The following is a 19,703-nucleotide window of genomic DNA, read 5'->3' as shown; positions in this document are numbered from 1 at the left end:
ACTTAAAAAGTCCGCGCGGCGCCAGTAAAATGGTACGGAGCCTGCACGCGGCATTGCTGGCAGCCGCTGTGCCTCAGACCCAAACGGAAACTGTATGCCTCAAATCGTTGTGCTGCCTCACGTCGAACTGTGCCCGGAAGGCGCGGTGATCGACGCCGTTCCTGGCAAGAGCATCTGCGACAACCTGCTCGATAACGGTATCGAAATCGAGCATGCGTGCGAGAAGTCGTGCGCATGCACGACCTGTCACGTAATCGTGCGTGAGGGTTTCGCCGCCTTGACGCCGTCCGAGGAAGACGAGGACGATCTGTTGGACAAGGCATGGGGGCTCGAACCGGCTTCGCGCCTGTCGTGCCAGGCGATCATGCCGGACGAGCAGGATCTGGTCGTCGAAATTCCGCGTTACTCGATCAATCACGCGAAGGAAAACCACTAACAGGAGGGCGCCGCCATGAAGTGGACCGATACGCAAGAAATCGCGATGGCTCTGACCGATAAGCATCAGGATGTCGATCCGCAGCAGGTGCGTTTCACCGACCTGCATCGCTGGGTGATGGAGCTCGAAGGCTTCGACGACGATCCGAACCGCTCCAGCGAAAAGATTCTCGAAGCGATTCAGGCGGCGTGGATCGAAGACGCGGATTATTGAACGCGCGTTCGAACCGATTCATCGAACTACAAAGAAAAGGCGATTCCGATGGAATCGCCTTTTTTCTTGGCTGCGTTGACGAGAGTGGAGCGCGTGAGTGAGGCAGCCGATATCAGTCGGCGACGAGGCCGCCGTTCTGCACGCGCACGCGCTCGCCGTCGTGAAACGGCGGCGCCTCGTGATAGGTGAAGTAGCGCGTCCTGCCGTCTTCCATGTGCACGCGCACCGAATACGACGTCGTGCTGCGCAGATGCTTTTCGACCGAGTTGCCGGCGAGCCCGCCACCGAGCGCGCCGAGCAGCGTCATCGCGGTACGCCCGCCGCCGGCCCCGAACTGGTTGCCGACGACGCCACCGGCCACCGCGCCGCCGACCGCGCCAATACCGGTGCCATGTCCTTCATGCCGAACCGCCGAGATCGCGACGACGGTACCGCAAGTCGAGCAATGAGCGGCTTGCGGCGCCGGCTGCTGCGCGTACTGGGGCGCTGCTTGCGGCCCGGGTTGTTGCGCGTACTGCGACTGCGGTGCGGCCTGCGCCTGTTGCTGCTGCGCGTATTGCTGTTGCTGCGCCGGAGCGGGGAGCGCGGCTGGAGCGGGCTGCGCCGCTTGCTGAGCCTGCCCCTGCTGCTGTTGCGCGGTTGGATTGACCGGTGCGGCCGAATCGACGACGCCCGGCACTTGCGTGCTGACCTGCGCTGCCTGTGTCTGATCGTTTTGTGCGCCGTTGCCCGACGCCTTTGGGAACACGCCGGTGATTGCCGCGGTGGCGACGAGACTCGCGACGAGCACCGCGCCGGCGGCGACGGCGATCAACGGATGAAGACGACGTGGCTGCGTGGGTTGATGAGTAGGGGTGTCCATGTGGGGCCTCCGTTTCTGACAGAGCCGACTCCTTGTGAGATTCAGTGTCGGGCAATTCGATCCGGGCAGCGTTTCTATTTGTAACCGCCTCGATGGCGGGCTTGGCCGAAGGCCGGTGGCCTCTACGCGGCGCGCCTTTGTGTCAGCAAGCTTTTCAGGCCCTTGCGACCACGGCGACTTGCGCGCACTGGAGCAGCTTTTACCGCCGGTTACAAAACGTCCATTAGCAGAAATCGGTCCCGCCAAGCGAAAACGCGCGCACAAAGAAAACGCCCGGTATCGACCGGGCGTTCGTCAAAACCATCACATTGCACGCGAAACGCAGCGACTACTCGCGCTCAGCGTCGCTCAATCTTCGCGACGCAGATGCGGGAACAGAATCACGTCGCGGATGCTCGGGCTATCGGTCAGCATCATCACCAGACGGTCGATGCCGATACCGCAGCCGCCCGCCGGCGGCATGCCGTATTCGAGCGCACGGATGTAGTCCGCGTCGTAGAACATCGCTTCCTCGTCGCCGGCGTCCTTCTGGTCGACCTGCTTCTTGAAGCGCGCGGCCTGATCTTCCGGATCGTTCAACTCGGAGAAGCCGTTGGCGATTTCGCGGCCGGTGATGAATAGCTCGAAGCGCTCGGTGATGCCTTCCACCTTGTCCGACGCACGCGCGAGCGGCGACACCTCGATCGGATAGTCGATGATGTAGGTCGGCTCCCACAGTTGCGACTCGGCGGTCTCCTCGAACAGCGCCAGTTGCAGCGAGCCAATGCCCGCGTTCAGGAACTGCGGCTGCGAGGCATCGACGCCGAACTTCTTCAGTTCGGCGCGCAGGAACGTGCTGTCGGTGAGCTGCTCGTTCGTGTATTGCGGCGCGTATTTCTGGATCGCCTGCGTGATCGTGAGGCGATGGAACGGCTTCGACAGATCGAGCTCACGGCCCTGATAGGTGATGGTGGCCGTGCCGAGCGCATCGATCGCGGCCTGGCGAATCAGCTGCTCGGTGAAGTCCATCAGCCACTTGTAATCGGTGTAGGCCGCGTAGAACTCGATCATCGTGAATTCCGGGTTGTGGCGCACGGACACGCCCTCGTTGCGGAAATTACGATTGATCTCGAACACGCGCTCGAAGCCGCCCACCACCAGACGCTTCAGATACAGCTCCGGCGCGATGCGCAGGAACATCTGCATGTCGAGCGCGTTGTGGTGCGTCGAGAACGGCTTGGCCGCCGCGCCGCCCGGAATCGGGTGCAGCATCGGCGTTTCGACTTCCATGAAGTTCGCGTCGGCCATGTACTTGCGGATCGACGAAATTGCCTTCGTACGCGCGACGAACGTGCGGCGCGTTTCCGGCGTGACGATCAGATCGACGTAGCGCTGGCGGTACTTCATTTCCTGGTCGGCGAGACCGTGGAATTTATCCGGCAGCGGACGCAGCGACTTCGACAGCAGACGCAACTCCGTGCAGCGCACCGACAGCTCGCCCTTGTTGGTGCGGAACAGCACGCCGCGCGCGGCGACGATGTCGCCCATGTCCCACTTCTTGAACGCGTCGTAGGTTTCCTGACCGACGTCGGCCGGCGTGATGAAGAACTGGATCTGACCCGAGCCGTCGCGCACGGTCGCGAAGCTTGCTTTGCCCATCACGCGTTTGAGCATCATGCGGCCGGCGATCGCGACTTCGAGCGGATTCGCTTCGAGTGCTTCCTTGTCGGCGTGCTCGTACTGCGACTGCAGATCTTCGGCGTGGTGCGTGGGACGGAAATCGTTCGGATAGGCGACGCCTTGCTCGCGCAGCTCGCGCAGCTTTTCGCGGCGCTCGGCGATGATCTTGTTGTCGTCCACTTCGGGCACGACAGTCGGCTGGGTCGGTTCAGTCATGATGATTTGGTATTCGGTGGCCCGCCGCGGCGTGCGCCGCGAAGCGGGAAGCCAGTCAGTGTAAAAGCCTCAGGCGGTACTGGAAAACGAGGCAAGCGCGGTCCCGATCGTTGGACGTGGCCGCGCCGCCGTGCGCGCTTAGACGCCTTGTTTCAGGCTCGCGCTGATGAACGGATCGAGATCGCCGTCGAGCACGCTCTTCGTGTTGCTGATTTCGACGTTGGTGCGCAGATCCTTGATGCGGCTGTTGTCGAGCACGTACGAGCGGATCTGATGGCCCCAACCCACATCGGTCTTGCCCGCTTCGAGCTTGTCCTGCTCGGCCTGACGCTTGCGGATTTCCGCTTCGTACAGGCGCGATTTCAGCATCGCCATCGCTTCGGCGCGGTTGCGGTGCTGCGAGCGGTCGTTCTGGCACTGCACGACGATGCCCGACGGCATGTGCGTGATACGCACCGCCGAGTCGGTCTTGTTGATGTGCTGACCGCCCGCGCCCGAAGCACGGTAGGTGTCGATGCGCAGATCGGCCGGGTTGATTTCGACTTCGATCGAGTCGTCGATTTCCGGGTACACGAATACCGACGAGAACGACGTATGCCGGCCGCCCGACGAGTCGAACGGCGACTTGCGCACGAGGCGGTGCACGCCGGTTTCGGTACGCAGGAAGCCGTATGCGTATTCGCCTTCGATTTTGATCGTCGCGTTCTTGATGCCGGCGACGTCGCCTTCGGTCTGCTCGAGCACTTCGGTCTTGAAGCCCTTGCGTTCGCAGTAGCGCAGATACTGGCGCAGCAGCATCGACGCCCAGTCGCACGCTTCGGTGCCGCCGGCGCCGGCCTGGATGTCGAGAAAGGCGTTGTTGGGGTCGGCCGGGTTCGCGAACATCCGGCGGAATTCCATGTCGGCGACGCGCGCTTCGATGGCCTGTGCATCGGCTTCGCAGGCGAGCAGCGTTTCGTCGTCGGCTTCTTCGCGCGCCATGTCGAACAGGTCTTGCGCGTCGTTCACGTCGTTGGTGATCGACGTGAGCTTGCCGACCGTGTCGTCGAGCAGCTTTTTTTCTTTACCGAGTGCCTGGGCGTGCTTCGCATCGTTCCAGACGTCCGGGTCTTCGAGTTCCCGGTTGACTTCGATTAGACGCAGTGCTTTGTCGTCGTAGTCAAAGATACCCCCGTAGGTCGTCCGCGCGCTTGCGCAGGTCGGCCAGAGAGGCTTCGATCGCGTTGAGACGTTCCGCTTCCATGTCGATCTTTTATAGCTTCGTAAAAAGGAGAAATTATAGCCGATCGGCACGCCGCGCCGGAGCCCCGCGGGCGATCCGGCGCGTGTTCGCGATTGATTTTGCGGAAGATTTCAGCTCACCGCGTGCTCGACGATCAGTTGCACGCGCGACACGCCGTTCCACGTGTCGCTCGATAGCCGGTAGGCGACGGTGGTGCGCGCGGGCAGCGTATCGGTGTGATTGAACCAGATCGCGTTGAAGCGCTGGCGGCCGCGCAGCAGTTGCAGCTTCAGGTGCTTGTCTTTCACGAGCGCCTGCGAGGCGACCTCGAATTCGCCGGAGAACACCGGCGCCGGAAAGCCCTGGCCCCACACGGCCGCGTCGAGCATCTCGACGAATTGCGGCGTGAAGTACGCATCTTCGAGCTCGCCGTCGGTTTCGACGGTGCGCGCGAGCGCCTCCGCGGACAGCCATTCGCGGCCGACCGCCTCGAACGCGGCCGTGAAGCGCGGCACGTCGGCGGCGGCGATCGTCAGGCCCGCGGCCATCGCATGGCCGCCGAATTTAACGATCAGGTCCGGTTCGCGCTTCGAGATCAGATCGAGCGCGTCGCGCAGATGGAAGCCCGGGATCGAGCGGCCCGAGCCCTTGACGAGCACGCCGGTATCGTCGGCGGGCGCGAACGTGAACGACGGGCGGTGGAATTTTTCCTTCAGCCGTCCCGCGACGATGCCGATCACGCCTTGATGCCAGCCCGGATTGAACAGCGTGATGGTGGTCGCGCCGTCTGGGTCGACCGTCGACAGGTCGTCGAGCGCCTGCTGCTGCATGCCGGCCTCGATTTCGCGGCGCTCGCGGTTCATCGTGTCGAGCTGCTGCGCGAGCTCCCACGCGCGGCCGACGTCGTCGGTGGTCAGGCATTCGATACCGAGCGACATGTCCGACAGCCGTCCCGCAGCGTTCAGGCGCGGTCCGAGCGCGAAGCCGAGATCGAAGCCGGACGCGTTGCGCGCATCGCGCGCGGCGGCGCGAAAGAGGGCGGCGATGCCCGGCTGCATGCGACCCTTGCGGATGCGCTGCAGACCTTGCGCGACCAGCACGCGGTTGTTGCCGTCGAGCTTGACGACGTCGGCGACGGTGCCGAGCGCGACCAGATCGAGCAGACCGTCGAGGCGCGGCTCGGGCAGCGCGTCGCCGAACGCGCCGCGGCGGCGCAGTTCGGCACGCAGCGCGAGCAGCACGTAGAACATCACGCCGACGCCGGCCAGGCACTTGCTCGGGAACGTGCAGCCCGGCTGGTTCGGATTGACGATCGCGCGCGCGGCGGGCAATTCGTCGCCGGGCAAATGGTGGTCGGTGACCAGCACGTCGATGCCGAGCGCGTTCGCGGCGGCAACGCCGTCGACGCTCGCGATGCCGTTGTCGACGGTGATCAGCAGATCGGGCTTGCCGGCCGCGCTGCGCGCCGCCAGCTCGACGATGTCCGGCGTGAGTCCGTAGCCGTGCTCCATGCGGTTCGGCACCAGATAGTCGATGCGCGCGCCGAACATGCGCAGTCCGCGCACCGCGACCGCGCAGGCGGTTGCGCCGTCGCAGTCGTAGTCGGCGACGACCAGCATGCGGCGCTGCTGCTGGAGCGCGTCGGCGAGCAGCGCGGCGGCCGCGTCGCAGCCCTTCAGGTCGGCGGGCGGCACGAGCCGCGCGAGGCCGGTCTTGACCTCTTCGGGCAGGCACACGCCGCGCGATGCGTACAGGCGCGCGAGCACCGGATGCATGCCGCAGCGGGTCAGCACGTCGGCGTCGACAGGGGAGCAGGGGCGCGTAACGATTCGGGTCATGCGGAAGGGCCGTGGATCATTCGATGAAAAGCGAGGCCAGCACGCGCCGCCGCCAGAATTTGCGCAGGTCGCCGCGCGTGACGCTCAACGTCACCGAGCCGGTGTCGCCGCACAGCGTGAGGCCGAGCTCGGCGAGTTCGCCCGCCTGTAGCGCCGCGAGAGCCGGCTCGAACCAGTCGCTCTCCAGCGCGGCGAATGCCTGGTTCCAGCGCGCCCAGTCCTGTTCGATGTAGGGCGCGGAGAAGGGATCGAGTTCGACGAGTGTCGCGCCGCTGCCGCTGCCGTCGGTTGCACCGCGCAGCGCCGCCGGCAGTTCGCGGTACGACGCCGGCGGCGCGCCTGGCGCGATCCCCGCGCTGAGCGCGAGGCCGCGCGTCGCGGCGGCGTCGGACAGCACCCGCGCGAACGGACTGCGCACCGGCCGCGCGGCGCCTTGCGCGTGAAACCAGATCGAGTTGACGGCCGGCAGCCCGCGTGCCTCGCGCGCTTCGTTGACCGGATGCTCGAACCATGCCATCTGCACTTCGTTCTGCAGCTTCATCCATGCGCGCGAGCGCTCGCCGGAATGCGCTTCGTGCGGCAGCCAGATCTCGATGTTGCGGCCGCTCGCGCGCAACGGCGACGCGCCCGCGAGCGTGCCGAACGCGTCGCTCGACAGATACCAGCGGGTCGGCTTCGGCGCTTCGACGCGCACGCCGAGTTCCTCGATCAGCGGACGCGCGAGCGCGAGCAGCGTGGCCGCTTCTTCATCCGATAGATCGAGCGAGGCGGGATCGATCAGCACCAGGTGGTCGTGCGCGATGTGCACGTGCACCGGCTGCACGCACGCCCACGTCGCGCTGCCGGGTTCGCCGCCGTCGGCGCGCAGCATGTAGGGCGCGAGCGGGGCTTCGTCGGCGGCGGCCGAGGCGCCCGCTGCGCCATCAGGCAGCGCGCCGAATTGTCGCGCGACCCAGCGCTCGTGCGGCAGCGTGCGCTGAAAATCCTCGCCGATCACGCGTTCGATCAGCGTCGCGCGCGCGATCAGCGTGTCGAGGGCGGGACTATGGATGTCGTGAAGCGCGGTGGAGGCGTCGGCCGCGGCGGGCAGCGCGAAAGGCAGCAGAAGATGGAGGCGGTCGGCAGGCATGATGCTGCGCATTGTAGGGCAAACGGTGCGAGTATTTCGACCAAGCACGGCTGGTTTATCGATCGCGTACCGAGGCATGAGCTTTGCGCGAGCGGGCGGCATTGTGTGGCAAACTTCGCGCTTGATCGCTGGACGCGGCAGCGGTGGCGCACCGTGCCGCCACGCCTCCATGCGCCGGCGCAGCCGCACAGCGGCCGGCCGGGCGAGGAACGATCGGCGCCGCCGCGAGCCCAACGATCACGACGCTCGGGCCGCCCGGCACACGCTCGATGTTTGCCGCTCCCGACACACAGTCGAAGAACGCACAAAAGGATTCGCTTGAAATTTCCCTACGAATGGCAGATTGGCTGGCGCTACACACGCGCCGGTAAACGCACGACCGGTAACGGCTTCATATCGTTCATCGCGCTGGTGTCGATGTCGGGCATCGCGCTTGGCGTCGCGGCGCTGATCGTGGTGCTGTCGGTGATGAACGGCTTTCAGAAAGAGGTGCGCGACCGCATGCTGTCGGTGCTCGCGCACGTCGAGATCTTTTCGCCGACCGGTTCGATGCCCGACTGGCAACTGACTGCGAAGGAAGCGCGGCAGAACCAGCAGGTGATCGGCGCGGCGCCCTACGTCGAGGCGCAGGCGCTGCTCACGCGCCAGGATGCGGTGAGCGGCGTCGCATTGCGCGGCATCGAGCCGACGCTCGAGCCGGAAGTGTCCGATATCGGCAAGGAAATGAAGGGCGGCAAGCTGACCGACCTCCTGCCCGGCGACTTCGGCATCGTGCTCGGCGCCGATCTGGCGGCCAATCTCGGCGTGCAGCTGAACGACAAGATCACGCTCGTCGCGCCCGAAGGCACGATCACACCGGCCGGCATGCTGCCGCGCCTGAAGCAGTTCACGGTGGTCGGCATCTTCGAGTCGGGCCACTACGAATACGACAGCACGCTCGCGCTGATCAACATCAAGGACGCGCAGGCGCTGTTCCGGCTGCCTGCGCCGACCGGCGTGCGGCTGAGGCTCACCGATATGCAGCGCGCGCCGGAAGTCGCGCGTCAGCTCGCGCGCACGCTGTCGGGCGATCTGTACATTCGCGACTGGACCCAGCAGAACAAGACCTGGTTCTCGGCGGTGCAGATCGAGAAGCGCATGATGTTCATCATCCTGACGCTGATCATTGCGGTGGCCGCGTTCAATCTGGTGTCGTCGCTGGTGATGACGGTGACCAACAAACAGGCCGATATCGCGATCCTGCGCACGCTCGGCGCGCAGCCCGGCTCGATCATGAAGATCTTCGTCGTGCAGGGCGTGACGATCGGTTTCATCGGCACTGCGACCGGCGTCGCGCTCGGCTGTCTGATCGCGTGGAGCATCCCGTGGCTGGTGCCGATGATCGAGCATCTGCTCGGCGTGCAGTTCCTGCCGCCGTCGGTGTACTTCATCAGCGAGTTGCCGTCCGAGCTGGTTCCGGCCGACGTCGCTCGCATCGGCATCATCGCGTTCGTGCTGTCCGCGCTCGCGACTCTGTATCCGAGCTGGCGCGGCGCGAAGGTCCGTCCGGCGGAGGCGCTGCGCTATGAATGACCGCCTCGTCCATCCCTCAACCGATTCATCCATGACCGCTCAGGACCCCGCGTCGTATCCGTACGTGCTCGAAGCCACCGGCATTTCCAAATCGTTCGTGCAGGGTGGCCTGAACGTGCAGGTGCTTAACAATGCCGAACTCGCCGTGCGGCGCGGCGAGAAGCTCGCGATCGTCGGCGCGTCGGGCTCCGGCAAGAGCACGCTGCTGCACGTGCTCGGCGGTCTCGACGATCCGAGCGCAGGCGAGGTGTCGGTGCTCGGCAAGCCGTTCACGAAGCTCTCCGAGCGCGAGCGCAACGACCTGCGCAATCGCGCGCTCGGTTTCGTTTATCAGTTTCACCATCTGCTGCCGGAGTTTTCCGCGCTCGATAACGTCGCGATGCCGCTACGAATTCGTCGCGAGACGACCGAAGTCGCGCGCCGTGAGGCGATGGCGGTGCTCGAGCGCGTCGGCATGGGGCATCGCGCGAAGCATCGGCCGGGCGAGCTGTCGGGCGGCGAGCGTCAGCGTGTCGCGATCGCGCGCGCGCTCGTCACGAAGCCCGCCTGCGTGCTCGCCGACGAGCCGACCGGTAACCTCGACGGCGGCACCGCCGACACCGTGTTCAACCTGATGCTCGAACTATCGCGCACGCTCGAGACGAGCTTCGTGATCGTCACGCACGACCCGGAGCTGGCGGGGCGCTGCGATCGCATCATGCGGCTGCGTGACGGCGTGCTGCACGAAGAGCCGCCGGTGCCGGTCTGAGCCCGGCTTGAGCCGGGGTTGAGTCAAACCCCGGCACGGTCGTTGCGGGCGATCCGCGGATGACCGACCGCCGCCGCGAACCGCCGGCCCACCTTCGGTCGGGTCCCATTGCCAGCGAGACAACCCATGTGGATCGATACGCACTGCCATCTCGACGCTTCGGAGTTCGACGCCGACCGTGACGCGGTTGCGGCGTCCGCGCGCGATGCGGGCGTGTCGCGCATCGTGATTCCGGCGATCGGGCGACAGAACTTCGCGGCGGTGCGCGAGCTCGCGCACCGCGTCGACGGCGGCGCGTACGCGCTCGGCATTCATCCGATGTACACGCCAGGCGCCGTCGACGCCGACCTCGACCTGCTGCGCATGGAGATCGAGGCGAGCCTCGACGATCCGCGCTTCGTCGGCATTGGCGAGATCGGGCTCGACTTTTTCGTCGACGGTCTCGACGATGCGCGCCAGCAATTTTTCTACAACGGCCAGTTGGAGCTCGCGCGCGAATTCGATCTGCCGGTCATCTGCCATGTACGCAAATCGCAGGATCAGGTGATCGCGGGACTGCGCCGGCACCAGATCCATCACGGCATCGCGCACGCGTTCAATGGCAGTTTCCAGCAGGCTCAGGCATATATCGATCAGGGCCTGCATCTCGGGTTCGGCGGCAACCTGACGTTCGAGCGCGCGCGGCAGATCCGCCGACTCGCCGAACAGCTGCCGCTCGACGCGCTGGTCGTCGAGACCGACGCGCCCGATATCGCGCCATCGTGGATGTACAAGCAGCGCAATTCGCCAGAGCAGATTCCGGCGATCGGGGCGAGCCTCGCGCAACTGCGCGGTGTCACTTCCGACGCAGCCGCCCTTGGCACAACGGCTAACGCGCTCGCCGCGCTGCCGCGACTCGCGCTTTCCTCTGCATAATCGATTCGGTTGATCGAATGGGTTCGCGCCGGGCGACGCCCACGCCCGGCGGGCTCGCCGCTGCCTGCTCGCCGGCGCGTGACGACGCCCGACGCCAGAGGCGCGGAGGGCGGATGCGGGCAGTCTGGTGTGGATTTGCGTTGGGTGTGATCTGGCTGCAGCGGCAGGCGACGTTGCCGGATGCGGGCGGATGGTGGGCGTTGATACTGGCCGGCTGTGCCGCCGCCGGCGTTGCCGGGTGGGGTTTGCGTGGCGCTGGAGCGGGCGCGGCGTACCGGCTCGAAAACGAGCGGCGCTTGTCGCACCAGTTCGCTAGCCGTGTATGGCGCGATGCCCGCATGCGGCGGGTGGCCGGTTGGGGCGCTGTATGGTGCGCGGCGATCTGCGTCGGCTTCGGCTATGCGGCTCTGCGCGCTCAAACGCGGCTCGCGGTGAGCCTGCCGCATGAGTGGCAAGGGCGCGATATCGAGGTCGTCGGCACTATCAAGGGATTGCCGACGCGCGACGACAAGGGCGCGCGCTTCCTGTTCGACGTTGAGTCGAACGATGCACGGCTCGCCGCCTTCCCGCGCGTGATCCAACTCGCCTGGATCGCGCGCGACGCCCCGGCGCCGCAGCTTGAACCGGGCGAGCGCTGGCGTCTGACCGTGCGCCTGAAGCGCCCGCACGGCAACGCGAATTTTGGCGTGCGCGATGCCGAGGCGAGTCTGCTCGCGCGCAACGTCCGCGCGACTGGTTACGTGAGCGTGCCGGATCATGCGCGGCGCCTCGCCGGTCGCGCGCGCGGGCTCGCCGTGCTGGTCGACCGCTGGCGCGCCGCGTTGCGCGCGCGTATCGACACGGTGCTCGCCGATGCGCCGCATCGCGGCATCGTCGTCGCGCTCGCGATCGGCGCGCAGGACCAGCTGAGCCGCGCCGACTGGCAATTGATGCGCGAAACCGGCACGAGTCATCTGGTGGCGATTTCGGGCTTGCATATCGGCTTGGTCGCGGGGCTGACCGGCTGGCTCGCGGCAGCAATCTGGCGACGCTCGGGCTGGCTCGGCCGCAACTGGCCGCTGCGCTTGCCCGCGCAGCTCGTCGGCGTGACGGCCGGGGCGCTCTTCGCTGCGCTGCATGCCGCGCTCGCGGGCTTCAACGTGCCGGCGCAACGCGCGCTGTGGATGGCCGCGCTCGTCGCGCTGGCGTTCGTCGGCGGCCGGCAGCTGGCGCGTTCAACGGTGCTCGCGTGGGCGCTCGGGCTCGTGTTGCTGATCGATCCGTGGGCGGTCGTGTCGGCGGGATTCTGGCTGTCGTTCGGCGCGGTCGGCGCGATCCTGTTCGCGTTGTCGGGGCGGCCGCGCGTGCGGGGTCCGCAGGCGTCACGTCAGCATGAAGACGGGGAGGGCGGCGCGGCGCAAGCCAGGTGGCTGGCGCTGCGTCCGGTGTTGATCCTGCATCTGCGCGCTCTCGCCGAACGCTTGCGCAGCGCCGCGCACGTGCAATTCGCGGTGACGGTCGCGCTTGCGCCGCTGACCGCCTACTGGTTCGCGCAGATTCCGCTCGTCGGTCCGCTCGCGAACGCGTTCGCGATTCCGTGGGTGAGCGCGCTCGTCACGCCGGCGGTGCTCGCGGGCGTCGCATTGCCCGCGCCGCTCGACGCGTTCGCGTGGCACGCCGCGCACGCGCTGCTCGATGGCCTCGCGGCAGGCCTGCAACTGGTGTCGGGACCGCGCTGGACGCTGTGGTGGTTGCCGCAGCCGCATGCGTGGCCGCTCGCCGCGGCGGCGCTCGGTGTGCTGTGGTGTCTCGCGCCGCGTGGCTGGCCGCTGCGCTGGGCGGCGCCGCTGACGTGGCTGCCGCTGCTGATGCCTGGCGCAAACGGCGCGCTCGCCGAGCCATCGGGTGCGTTCCGTCTGACTGCGCTCGATGTCGGGCAGGGCACGTCGGTGCTCGTGCAGACCGCGCATCACGCGTTGCTGTTCGATGCCGGCCCCGGCCCGGAATCGACGCATGCTGGCGAGCGAGTGGTGGTGCCGTTCCTGCAGGCGCAAGGTGTGACGATGCTCGATACGCTGATGATCAGCCACGACGATTCGGATCATTCGGGTGGCGCGCCGGCAGTGCTCGACGCGATCGAGGTGGGTCAGCTGGTGGCCGGACTGAGGCCGGACAATCCGCTGTGGCCGAAGGCAAAACAGCATGGCGCGCAGACGCTGCCGTGTGTGGCGGGGCAGCGCTGGCAGTGGGACGGTGTCGAATTCGCGGTATTGTGGCCGGACGCCGGGGCGCTCACCGGCAAGGCGAACGAGCATTGCTGCGCGTTGAGGGTCAGCACGTTGCCCGCCACCAACGCAGGTCAGGCGGCGTCGGTCAGTGCGAACGCGCCGCGTTTCGCGGCCCTGCTGACCGCCGACATCGAAGCGCCGACCGAGCGCGCGCTGCTCGCACGCGATCGCGAGATGTTACGCGCGCAAGTATTGGTAGTGCCGCATCATGGCAGCAAAACCTCGTCGACCGAACCGTTCCTCGACTCTATCGATCCGTCCATCGCGTTATTTCAGGTAGGCTACGAGAATCGTTTTCATCATCCGAACGCGGGCGTGTTCGCGCGCTATGTAGCGCGTCATATCGAGCTCGCGCGCAGCGATCGCGATGGCGCCGTCAGGGTCGACGTCGATCCGCGCGCGCGCGCTGAGGAGGGCGCCGCGCTCACGCTCGAGCGCTATCGCGACACGCAGCGCCGCTACTGGATGGAGCCCTGAGCGCGTCGCCGCTCAATGAGCGCAACGGCGCAGACAACCGGCGCAAGCAGCGGTATAAGCAGCGGCACAGGCGAAGCACCCGCCCGCGCGTAAAAAACACCACGGAGATTGCCGCAGTTGAAAAACATCATCCATTTCTCGCACGCGAACGGCTTTCCGGCCTCGACTTACCGGACCATCTTCGCCGAACTCTCCGACGACTACGAGGTGCGCTCAATCGAGCGGATCGGTCATGATCCGCGCTTTCCGGTCACGCAGGACTGGCCCCATCTGGTCGAGCAACTGCTCGACGATATCGCGCGCAGGTACGAGCAGCCGGTGTGGCTCGTCGGGCATTCGCTCGGCGGTTATCTGTCGGTGATGGCGGCGCTGAAAAAGCCGCAGTGGGTGAGGGGCGTCGTGATGCTCGACTCGCCGGTGATCGCCGGCTGGCGCAGCAGCATGCTGCGCGTGTCGCAATGGACCGGGCTCGACGAGCGGCTGTCGCCCGCCGCCGCGACGCGCAAGCGCCGCACGCAATGGGCGAGCCGCGACGAAGCCTGGCGGCACTTCCATTCGAAACCCGCGTTCGCGCGCTGGGACGAGCGCATGCTGTCCGACTACATCGACTTCGGCATTCCGCAGAGTTCGCCCGACGGCACCCGCTTGCTCGCGTTCGATCGTCGCACCGAATACCAGATCTACCGAACTTTGCCGCATACGCTCGGCGCGCGGCTCGCGCGCGGCGCGGCGGTGCCGGTCGGGTTCATCGCCGGCACGCACTCGAAGGAAATTCGCCAGGTCGGTCTCGACGCGACGCGGCGTGCGACCGGCGGTCACGTCGAGTGGATCGAGGGCAGCCATCTGTATCCGATGGAAAAGCCGATCGAAACCGCGCGCGCGGTGCAACGCATGTTGCGCGAGCTGGAGCGAACCGCCTGACGCACTGCGCGCACGAAGCGGGCCCCAAACTGCTGCGCCGGCTGCCGCCCGACGCGGCATCGGCACGCGGCGGGGCGGTCGTTTTTTGCTGGGTCGGGACCATCCTTTACGGTATAATCCGTTTTTCCCGCGAGCATCCAGCGATGACCAAATATGTTTTCGTCACCGGCGGCGTAGTATCTTCCCTCGGCAAGGGTATTGCCGCCGCTTCCCTCGCCGCGATCCTCGAATCGCGCGGTCTTAAAGTCACCCTCCTCAAACTCGATCCCTACATCAACGTCGACCCCGGCACGATGAGCCCGTTTCAGCACGGCGAAGTGTTCGTGACGGAAGACGGAGCGGAAACCGACCTCGACCTCGGCCACTACGAGCGCTTCATCAGCACGAAGATGCGCAAGGCCAACAACTTCACCACGGGCCAGATTTACGAATCGGTTATCCGCAAGGAACGCCGCGGCGATTATCTCGGCAAGACCGTGCAGGTCATTCCGCACATCACCAACGAAATCCAGGCATTCGTCGAACGCGGCGCAGCTTCTGCGACGTGCGGCGAGCCGGATGTCGCGATCGTCGAAGTGGGTGGCACGGTGGGTGACATCGAATCGCTGCCGTTCCTCGAAGCGGCGCGTCAGATGAGCCTGCGCCTCGGCCGCAACAGCGCGTGCTTCGTGCACCTCACGCTGGTGCCCTGGGTGGCCACGGCCGGCGAGCTCAAAACCAAGCCTACCCAGCACAGCGTGCAGAAGCTGCGCGAAATCGGCATCTCGCCGCACGTGCTGCTGTGCCGCGCCGACCGCCGCATTCCGGACGACGAGCGCGCGAAAATCTCGCTGTTCTCGAACGTGCCCGAAGACGCGGTGATTTCCGTGTGGGACGCGGACAGCATCTACAAGATTCCGCAGATGCTGCACGACCAGGGTCTCGACGCGATCATCTGCGAAGAGCTGAAGCTCACGCCGAAGGCGGCCGATCTCTCCATGTGGTCGGACCTCGTCGACAAGCTGCAGAACCCGAAGCACGAAGTGACGATCGGCATGGTCGGCAAGTACGTCGATCTGACCGAGTCGTACAAGTCGCTGATCGAAGCGCTGCGCCATGCGTCGATGCATACGTCGACGCGTGTGAATATCGAGTACATCGACTCCGAAGAGATAGAAACGCAAGGCGTCGAAAGCCTCAAGCATCTCGACGCGGTGCTCGTGCCGGGCGGCTTCGGCCGTCGCGGCACCGAAGGCAAGATCGCTGCGATCCGCTACGCACGCGAAGCGAAGGTGCCGTATCTCGGCATCTGCCTCGGCATGCAGCTCGCGGTGATCGAATTCGCGCGTGACGTGGTCGGCCTGAAGGACGCGAACAGCACCGAGTTCGATCAGGAAACGAAGAACCGCGTGGTCGCGCTGATCACCGAGTGGTACGACCGCGAAGGCCGCGTCGAGAAGCGCACCGAAGAGTCGGACCTCGGCGGCACGATGCGTCTGGGTTCGCAGCGTTGCCCGATCAAGCCCGGCACGCTCGCCGAAGAGATCTACGGCACGGATGTGAACGAGCGTCATCGTCACCGTTATGAGGTGAATAACCGTTTCGTGCCCCAGCTCGAAGGCGGTGGCCTCATCATTAGCGCCCGTACCCCGAGCGAGGATCTGCCGGAAATGATGGAGCTGCCGCGCAGCATGCACCCGTGGTTCGTCGGCGTGCAATTCCACCCGGAATTCACGTCCACGCCGCGTGACGGTCATCCGCTGTTCAAGTCGTTCGTCGAAGCGGCGCTCGCGCATCAGCAGTCGAGGGTCGAGGAGAAAGCATGAAACTGGGCGATTTCGAAATCGGGCTCGACAAGCCGTTTTTCCTGATCGCCGGTACCTGTGTCGTCGAATCCGAACAGATGACGATCGACACGGCCGGCCGCCTGAAGGAAATCTGCGCGAAGCTGAACATTCCGTTCATCTACAAGTCGTCGTACGACAAGGCCAATCGCAGCAGCGGCAAGTCGTTTCGCGGTCTGGGCATGGACGAAGGTCTGCGCATCCTGTCGGAAGTGAAGCGCCAGCTCGGCCTGCCGGTGCTGACCGACGTGCACGCCGAGCACGAGATCGAGCAGGTCGCGTCGGTCGTCGACGTGCTGCAAACGCCCGCGTTCCTGTGCCGTCAGACCGACTTCATCCACGCGTGCGCGCGCTCGGGCAAGCCGGTCAACATCAAGAAGGGGCAGTTTCTCGCGCCGCACGACATGAAGAACGTGATCGACAAGGCGCGCGACGCCGCGCGTGAAGCGGGTCTGTCGGAAGACCGCTTCATGGCGTGCGAGCGCGGCGTATCGTTCGGCTATAACAACCTCGTGTCGGACATGCGTTCGCTCGCGATCATGCGCGAGACCAACGCGCCGGTCGTGTTCGACGCGACGCACTCGGTGCAGTTGCCGGGCGGTCAGGGCACGAGCTCGGGCGGTCAGCGCGAATTCGTGCCGGTGCTCGCGCGTGCCGCGGTGGCGGTCGGCGTCGCGGGCCTGTTCATGGAAACGCACCCGAATCCGGCGCAAGCGAAGTCGGACGGGCCCAATGCGGTGCCGCTCAATCGCATGGCCGACCTGCTCGAGACGCTCGTCACACTCGACCAGGCCGTCAAGCGCGGCCCGTTCCTCGAAAGCGACTTCAACTGATTCAGGTGTGCGCCGCGTGTCACGATTGCTCTCGATAATGACCCGCGGCGTTTTCGCATAATGGTCGTCGAACGTATCGGCGCGCGAGTTGTCTGTCGGGGAGGCCGGCAGTTGCCTTGCATGGGACCGGAGTAGGCGCTAAGGCACCAACTCCGGATCGGCAGCGCGATACAGTGTCAGAGTAAAGAATTCAACGTCATCCTTTGAGGAAACCATGAGTGCTATCGTAGACATCATCGGTCGAGAGATTCTCGATTCGCGAGGCAACCCCACCGTCGAATGCGACGTGCTGCTCGAGTCGGGCACGATGGGCCGCGCAGCCGTGCCGTCGGGCGCGTCGACCGGCTCGCGCGAAGCGATCGAACTGCGCGACGGCGAAGCCGGCCGGTACGGCGGCAAGGGCGTGCTGAAGGCCGTCGAGCACATCAACACTGAAATCTCCGAAGCGATCATGGGTCTCGACGCTTCCGAGCAGGCGTTCCTCGACAAGACTCTGCTCGAGCTCGACGGCACCGACAACAAGTCGCGCCTCGGCGCGAACGCGATGCTGGCCGTGTCGATGGCCGTCGCGAAAGCCGCCGCTGAAGAAGCCGGCCTGCCGCTGTATCGCTACTTCGGCGGTTCGGGCGCGATGCAACTGCCGGTGCCGATGATGAACATCGTCAACGGCGGCGCGCACGCGAACAACAGCCTGGACATCCAGGAATTCATGATCGTTCCGGTCAGCCAACCGAGCTTCCGCGAGGCGCTGCGCTGCGGCGCCGAAGTGTTCCACGCGCTGAAGAAGATCCTGTCGGATCGCGGCATGAGCACGGCAGTCGGCGACGAAGGCGGCTTCGCGCCGAACTTCGGCAGCAACGAGGAATGCCTGTCCACCATTTTGCAAGCCATCGAGAAAGCAGGCTATCGCGCCGGTGAAGACGTGCTGCTCGCACTCGACTGCGCGGCCAGCGAGTTCTACCATGACGGCAAGTACCAGCTCGCGGGCGAAGGCCTGCAGCTGTCGTCGACGGAATTCGCGGATTACCTCGCGAACCTCGCCGACAAGTTCCCGATCGTGTCGATCGAAGACGGCATGCACGAAGGCGACTGGGAAGGCTGGAAGATCCTGACCGACAAGCTCGGCGACAAGGTCCAGCTGGTCGGCGACGACCTGTTCGTCACGAACACGCGCATCCTGAAGGAAGGCATCGAGAAGGGCATCGCTAACTCGATCCTGATCAAGATCAACCAGATCGGCACGCTGACGGAAACCTTCGCAGCGATCGAAATGGCCAAGCGCGCGGGCTACACGGCCGTGATTTCGCACCGCTCGGGCGAAACCGAAGACTCGACGATCGCGGACATCGCCGTCGGTCTAAACGCCGGCCAGATCAAGACCGGCTCGCTGTCGCGTTCGGATCGCATCTCGAAGTACAACCAGCTGCTGCGTATCGAGGAAGATCTCGGCGATATCGCGAGCTACCCGGGCAAGTCGGCGTTCTACAATCTGCGCTAAGCGTATTCGCCAGATTGTTCCCGCCGATCGATGAGCCGGTTATCCTTCGTTTCTGATTGACCTCGCCGCCCTGCGTATAGCGCAGGGCGGCGCGTATTTATTGTGCTTACTTCATGCGGCTTGTCACTGCTGTCCTGATCGTTCTGCTGGCGTTAATCCAGTACCCGCTCTGGTGGGGGCACGGCGGCTGGCTGCGCGTGCATGAGTTGCAGGGCCAACTCGCGCAGCAATTGCAGAAGAATGCCGACGCGAAGCTGCGCAACGAGCGCATCCAGGGCGAAGTGCAGGATCTGCAGAACGGCACCGCCGCGGTCGAAGAGCGCGCGCGCTACGAAATGGGCATGGTCAAGGACGGCGAAGTGTTCGTGCAATTCGTGTCGCCGAACCAGCCGCTGCCGTTGGCGAACACGCCGTCGGTGGATACGTCGACCCGCGGCGAGGTGTCGGCCGCGCCGCTACACGTGGTGCCGAATCCGGAGTCGCGTGCGAAGCCGGATCGCAAGCATGGCGGGAAGGCGGCGGCTGCAAAGGAGAAGAAGCCGGCGCACTGAGGTTCGATATCTCGAATCCACCTTGCACGAAGGGCGCAAAAAAAGCGCGGTTCATCATGAACCGCGCTTTTTGTTTATTGGGCTGCAGGATTCGCTGCTACCACCCCCAATACGGCCCGAACCCGACCCCGACCCCAGTCCCCCAGCCACGTCCCCAGCCGCCGCTCGAGAAGCCCAAGGAAAACCTTACGGGCGGCGAGCGCGAGTAATAGCGGGACCAGGCTTGCGCGGCGGCGTCCGTGGCGATCGCCTGATTCTGTTCGAACATGACCTGTTGCTCGATCGCGTCGTAGCGCGCGCGTTCCTCCGGTGTCAGCGTCTGTGTATGGCTGATGGCCTCCGCCTGGTCGGGCGGCAGTCGGCTCAGAATCGGCGCAGGGCCCGGCGGATCGATCGAGCAGGCGGTCAGCGCCGCGCAGCCCGTGAGGACGGCCAGGATCAACGAAAGCGTGTGCTTCATGGTCGAATCTCCATCGGTCCGAGGTCCGAGGCTCGAGCAGGCGTCTTCCAACACGCGGTGACG

17 protein-coding genes are annotated in these 19,703 nt (G+C 65.5%); 11 read left to right on the top strand and 6 right to left on the bottom strand.

The features are described 5' to 3' along the window. Positions 1–94 precede the first annotated feature (94 nt). Together fdx and iscX are read left to right on the top strand one after the other, a co-directional pair. Complete coding sequence (fdx, locus tag VSR82_RS03105) at positions 95–436, top strand: ISC system 2Fe-2S type ferredoxin (RefSeq protein ID WP_013089813.1); 342 nt, start codon at positions 95–97, stop codon at positions 434–436. 15 nt (positions 437–451) lie between these two features. Beyond that, on the top strand, positions 452–649 hold the full coding sequence (gene iscX / locus VSR82_RS03100; RefSeq protein WP_008922031.1) for a Fe-S cluster assembly protein IscX: 198 nt from the start codon (positions 452–454) through the stop codon (positions 647–649). 112 nt (positions 650–761) lie between these two features. Here the strand turns inward: iscX and VSR82_RS03095 are convergent, their stop codons facing one another. The 5 genes from VSR82_RS03095 to VSR82_RS03075 form a co-directional block, all read right to left on the bottom strand. Beyond that, entirely contained in the window at positions 762–1,511 is a 750-nt protein-coding gene (locus tag VSR82_RS03095) for a glycine zipper 2TM domain-containing protein (protein ID WP_429458770.1), read from the bottom strand. 348 nt (positions 1,512–1,859) lie between these two features. Then, a complete protein-coding gene (gene lysS / locus VSR82_RS03090; RefSeq protein ID WP_368586046.1) occupies positions 1,860–3,386 on the bottom strand; it encodes a lysine--tRNA ligase in 1,527 nt (508 codons plus the stop codon). 138 nt (positions 3,387–3,524) lie between these two features. Further along, positions 3,525–4,629, bottom strand: a protein-coding gene (gene prfB / locus VSR82_RS03085; protein WP_013089810.1) for a peptide chain release factor 2 whose coding sequence is annotated in 2 segments (ribosomal slippage) — positions 3,525–4,547 and positions 4,549–4,629 — 1,104 coding nt in all. Because the reading frame shifts where the segments join, the coding sequence is not laid out codon by codon here. A 110-nt stretch (positions 4,630–4,739) separates the two neighbouring features. Further along, positions 4,740–6,446, bottom strand: coding sequence for a single-stranded-DNA-specific exonuclease RecJ (gene recJ / locus VSR82_RS03080; protein WP_498857480.1), 1,707 nt, complete (start codon positions 6,444–6,446; stop codon positions 4,740–4,742). A 16-nt stretch (positions 6,447–6,462) separates the two neighbouring features. After that, entirely contained in the window at positions 6,463–7,587 is a 1,125-nt protein-coding gene (locus VSR82_RS03075; protein WP_368586048.1) for a regulator, read from the bottom strand. 306 nt (positions 7,588–7,893) lie between these two features. Here VSR82_RS03075 and VSR82_RS03070 point away from each other — a divergent pair, with 306 nt between their 5' ends. The 9 genes from VSR82_RS03070 to ftsB all read left to right on the top strand — a co-directional run bounded on the left by VSR82_RS03070 (position 7,894) and on the right by ftsB (position 19,180). Further along, entirely contained in the window at positions 7,894–9,147 is a 1,254-nt protein-coding gene (locus tag VSR82_RS03070; protein WP_368586049.1) for a lipoprotein-releasing ABC transporter permease subunit, read from the top strand. 31 nt (positions 9,148–9,178) lie between these two features. Continuing rightward, on the top strand, positions 9,179–9,895 hold the full coding sequence (lolD, locus tag VSR82_RS03065) for a lipoprotein-releasing ABC transporter ATP-binding protein LolD (protein WP_018435427.1): 717 nt from the start codon (positions 9,179–9,181) through the stop codon (positions 9,893–9,895). A gap of 126 nt (positions 9,896–10,021) precedes the next feature. Next, on the top strand, positions 10,022–10,810 hold the full coding sequence (locus VSR82_RS03060) for a TatD family hydrolase (protein WP_368586050.1): 789 nt from the start codon (positions 10,022–10,024) through the stop codon (positions 10,808–10,810). A gap of 113 nt (positions 10,811–10,923) precedes the next feature. Next, positions 10,924–13,554 carry a DNA internalization-related competence protein ComEC/Rec2 gene (locus VSR82_RS03055; protein WP_498857479.1) on the top strand — a complete coding sequence of 877 codons (2,631 nt, stop codon included), beginning with the start codon at positions 10,924–10,926 and terminating at the stop codon, positions 13,552–13,554. A gap of 117 nt (positions 13,555–13,671) precedes the next feature. Then, positions 13,672–14,475, top strand: coding sequence for an alpha/beta fold hydrolase (locus tag VSR82_RS03050; protein ID WP_410847895.1), 804 nt, complete (start codon positions 13,672–13,674; stop codon positions 14,473–14,475). 143 nt (positions 14,476–14,618) lie between these two features. After that, complete coding sequence (gene pyrG / locus VSR82_RS03045) at positions 14,619–16,280, top strand: CTP synthase (protein WP_368586053.1); 1,662 nt, start codon at positions 14,619–14,621, stop codon at positions 16,278–16,280. Further along, the gene (gene kdsA, locus VSR82_RS03040; protein WP_013089801.1) at positions 16,277–17,131 is read left to right on the top strand and encodes a 3-deoxy-8-phosphooctulonate synthase; all 855 of its coding nucleotides are present in this window, start codon (positions 16,277–16,279) and stop codon (positions 17,129–17,131) included. The genes pyrG and kdsA overlap by 4 nt, the downstream gene beginning before the upstream one ends. Positions 17,132–17,345: 214 nt before the next feature. Further along, a complete protein-coding gene (gene eno, locus VSR82_RS03035) occupies positions 17,346–18,629 on the top strand; it encodes a phosphopyruvate hydratase (RefSeq protein ID WP_013089800.1) in 1,284 nt (427 codons plus the stop codon). Between the two features lie 113 nt (positions 18,630–18,742). Continuing rightward, entirely contained in the window at positions 18,743–19,180 is a 438-nt protein-coding gene (gene ftsB / locus VSR82_RS03030) for a cell division protein FtsB (RefSeq protein ID WP_368586054.1), read from the top strand. 97 nt (positions 19,181–19,277) lie between these two features. On the opposite strand, the gene VSR82_RS03025 is transcribed toward ftsB, so the two are convergent. Continuing rightward, positions 19,278–19,640 carry a hypothetical protein gene (locus tag VSR82_RS03025; RefSeq protein WP_368586055.1) on the bottom strand — a complete coding sequence of 121 codons (363 nt, stop codon included), beginning with the start codon at positions 19,638–19,640 and terminating at the stop codon, positions 19,278–19,280. Between the last annotated feature and the right edge of the window lie 63 nt (positions 19,641–19,703).

Source organism: Burkholderia sp. JPY481, from assembly GCF_038900515.1.
Lineage (GTDB): Bacteria > Pseudomonadota > Gammaproteobacteria > Burkholderiales > Burkholderiaceae > Paraburkholderia > Paraburkholderia youngii.
The sequence above is the reverse complement of the archived record's forward strand: the minus strand, read 5'-3'. Positions and strand labels throughout refer to the sequence as shown.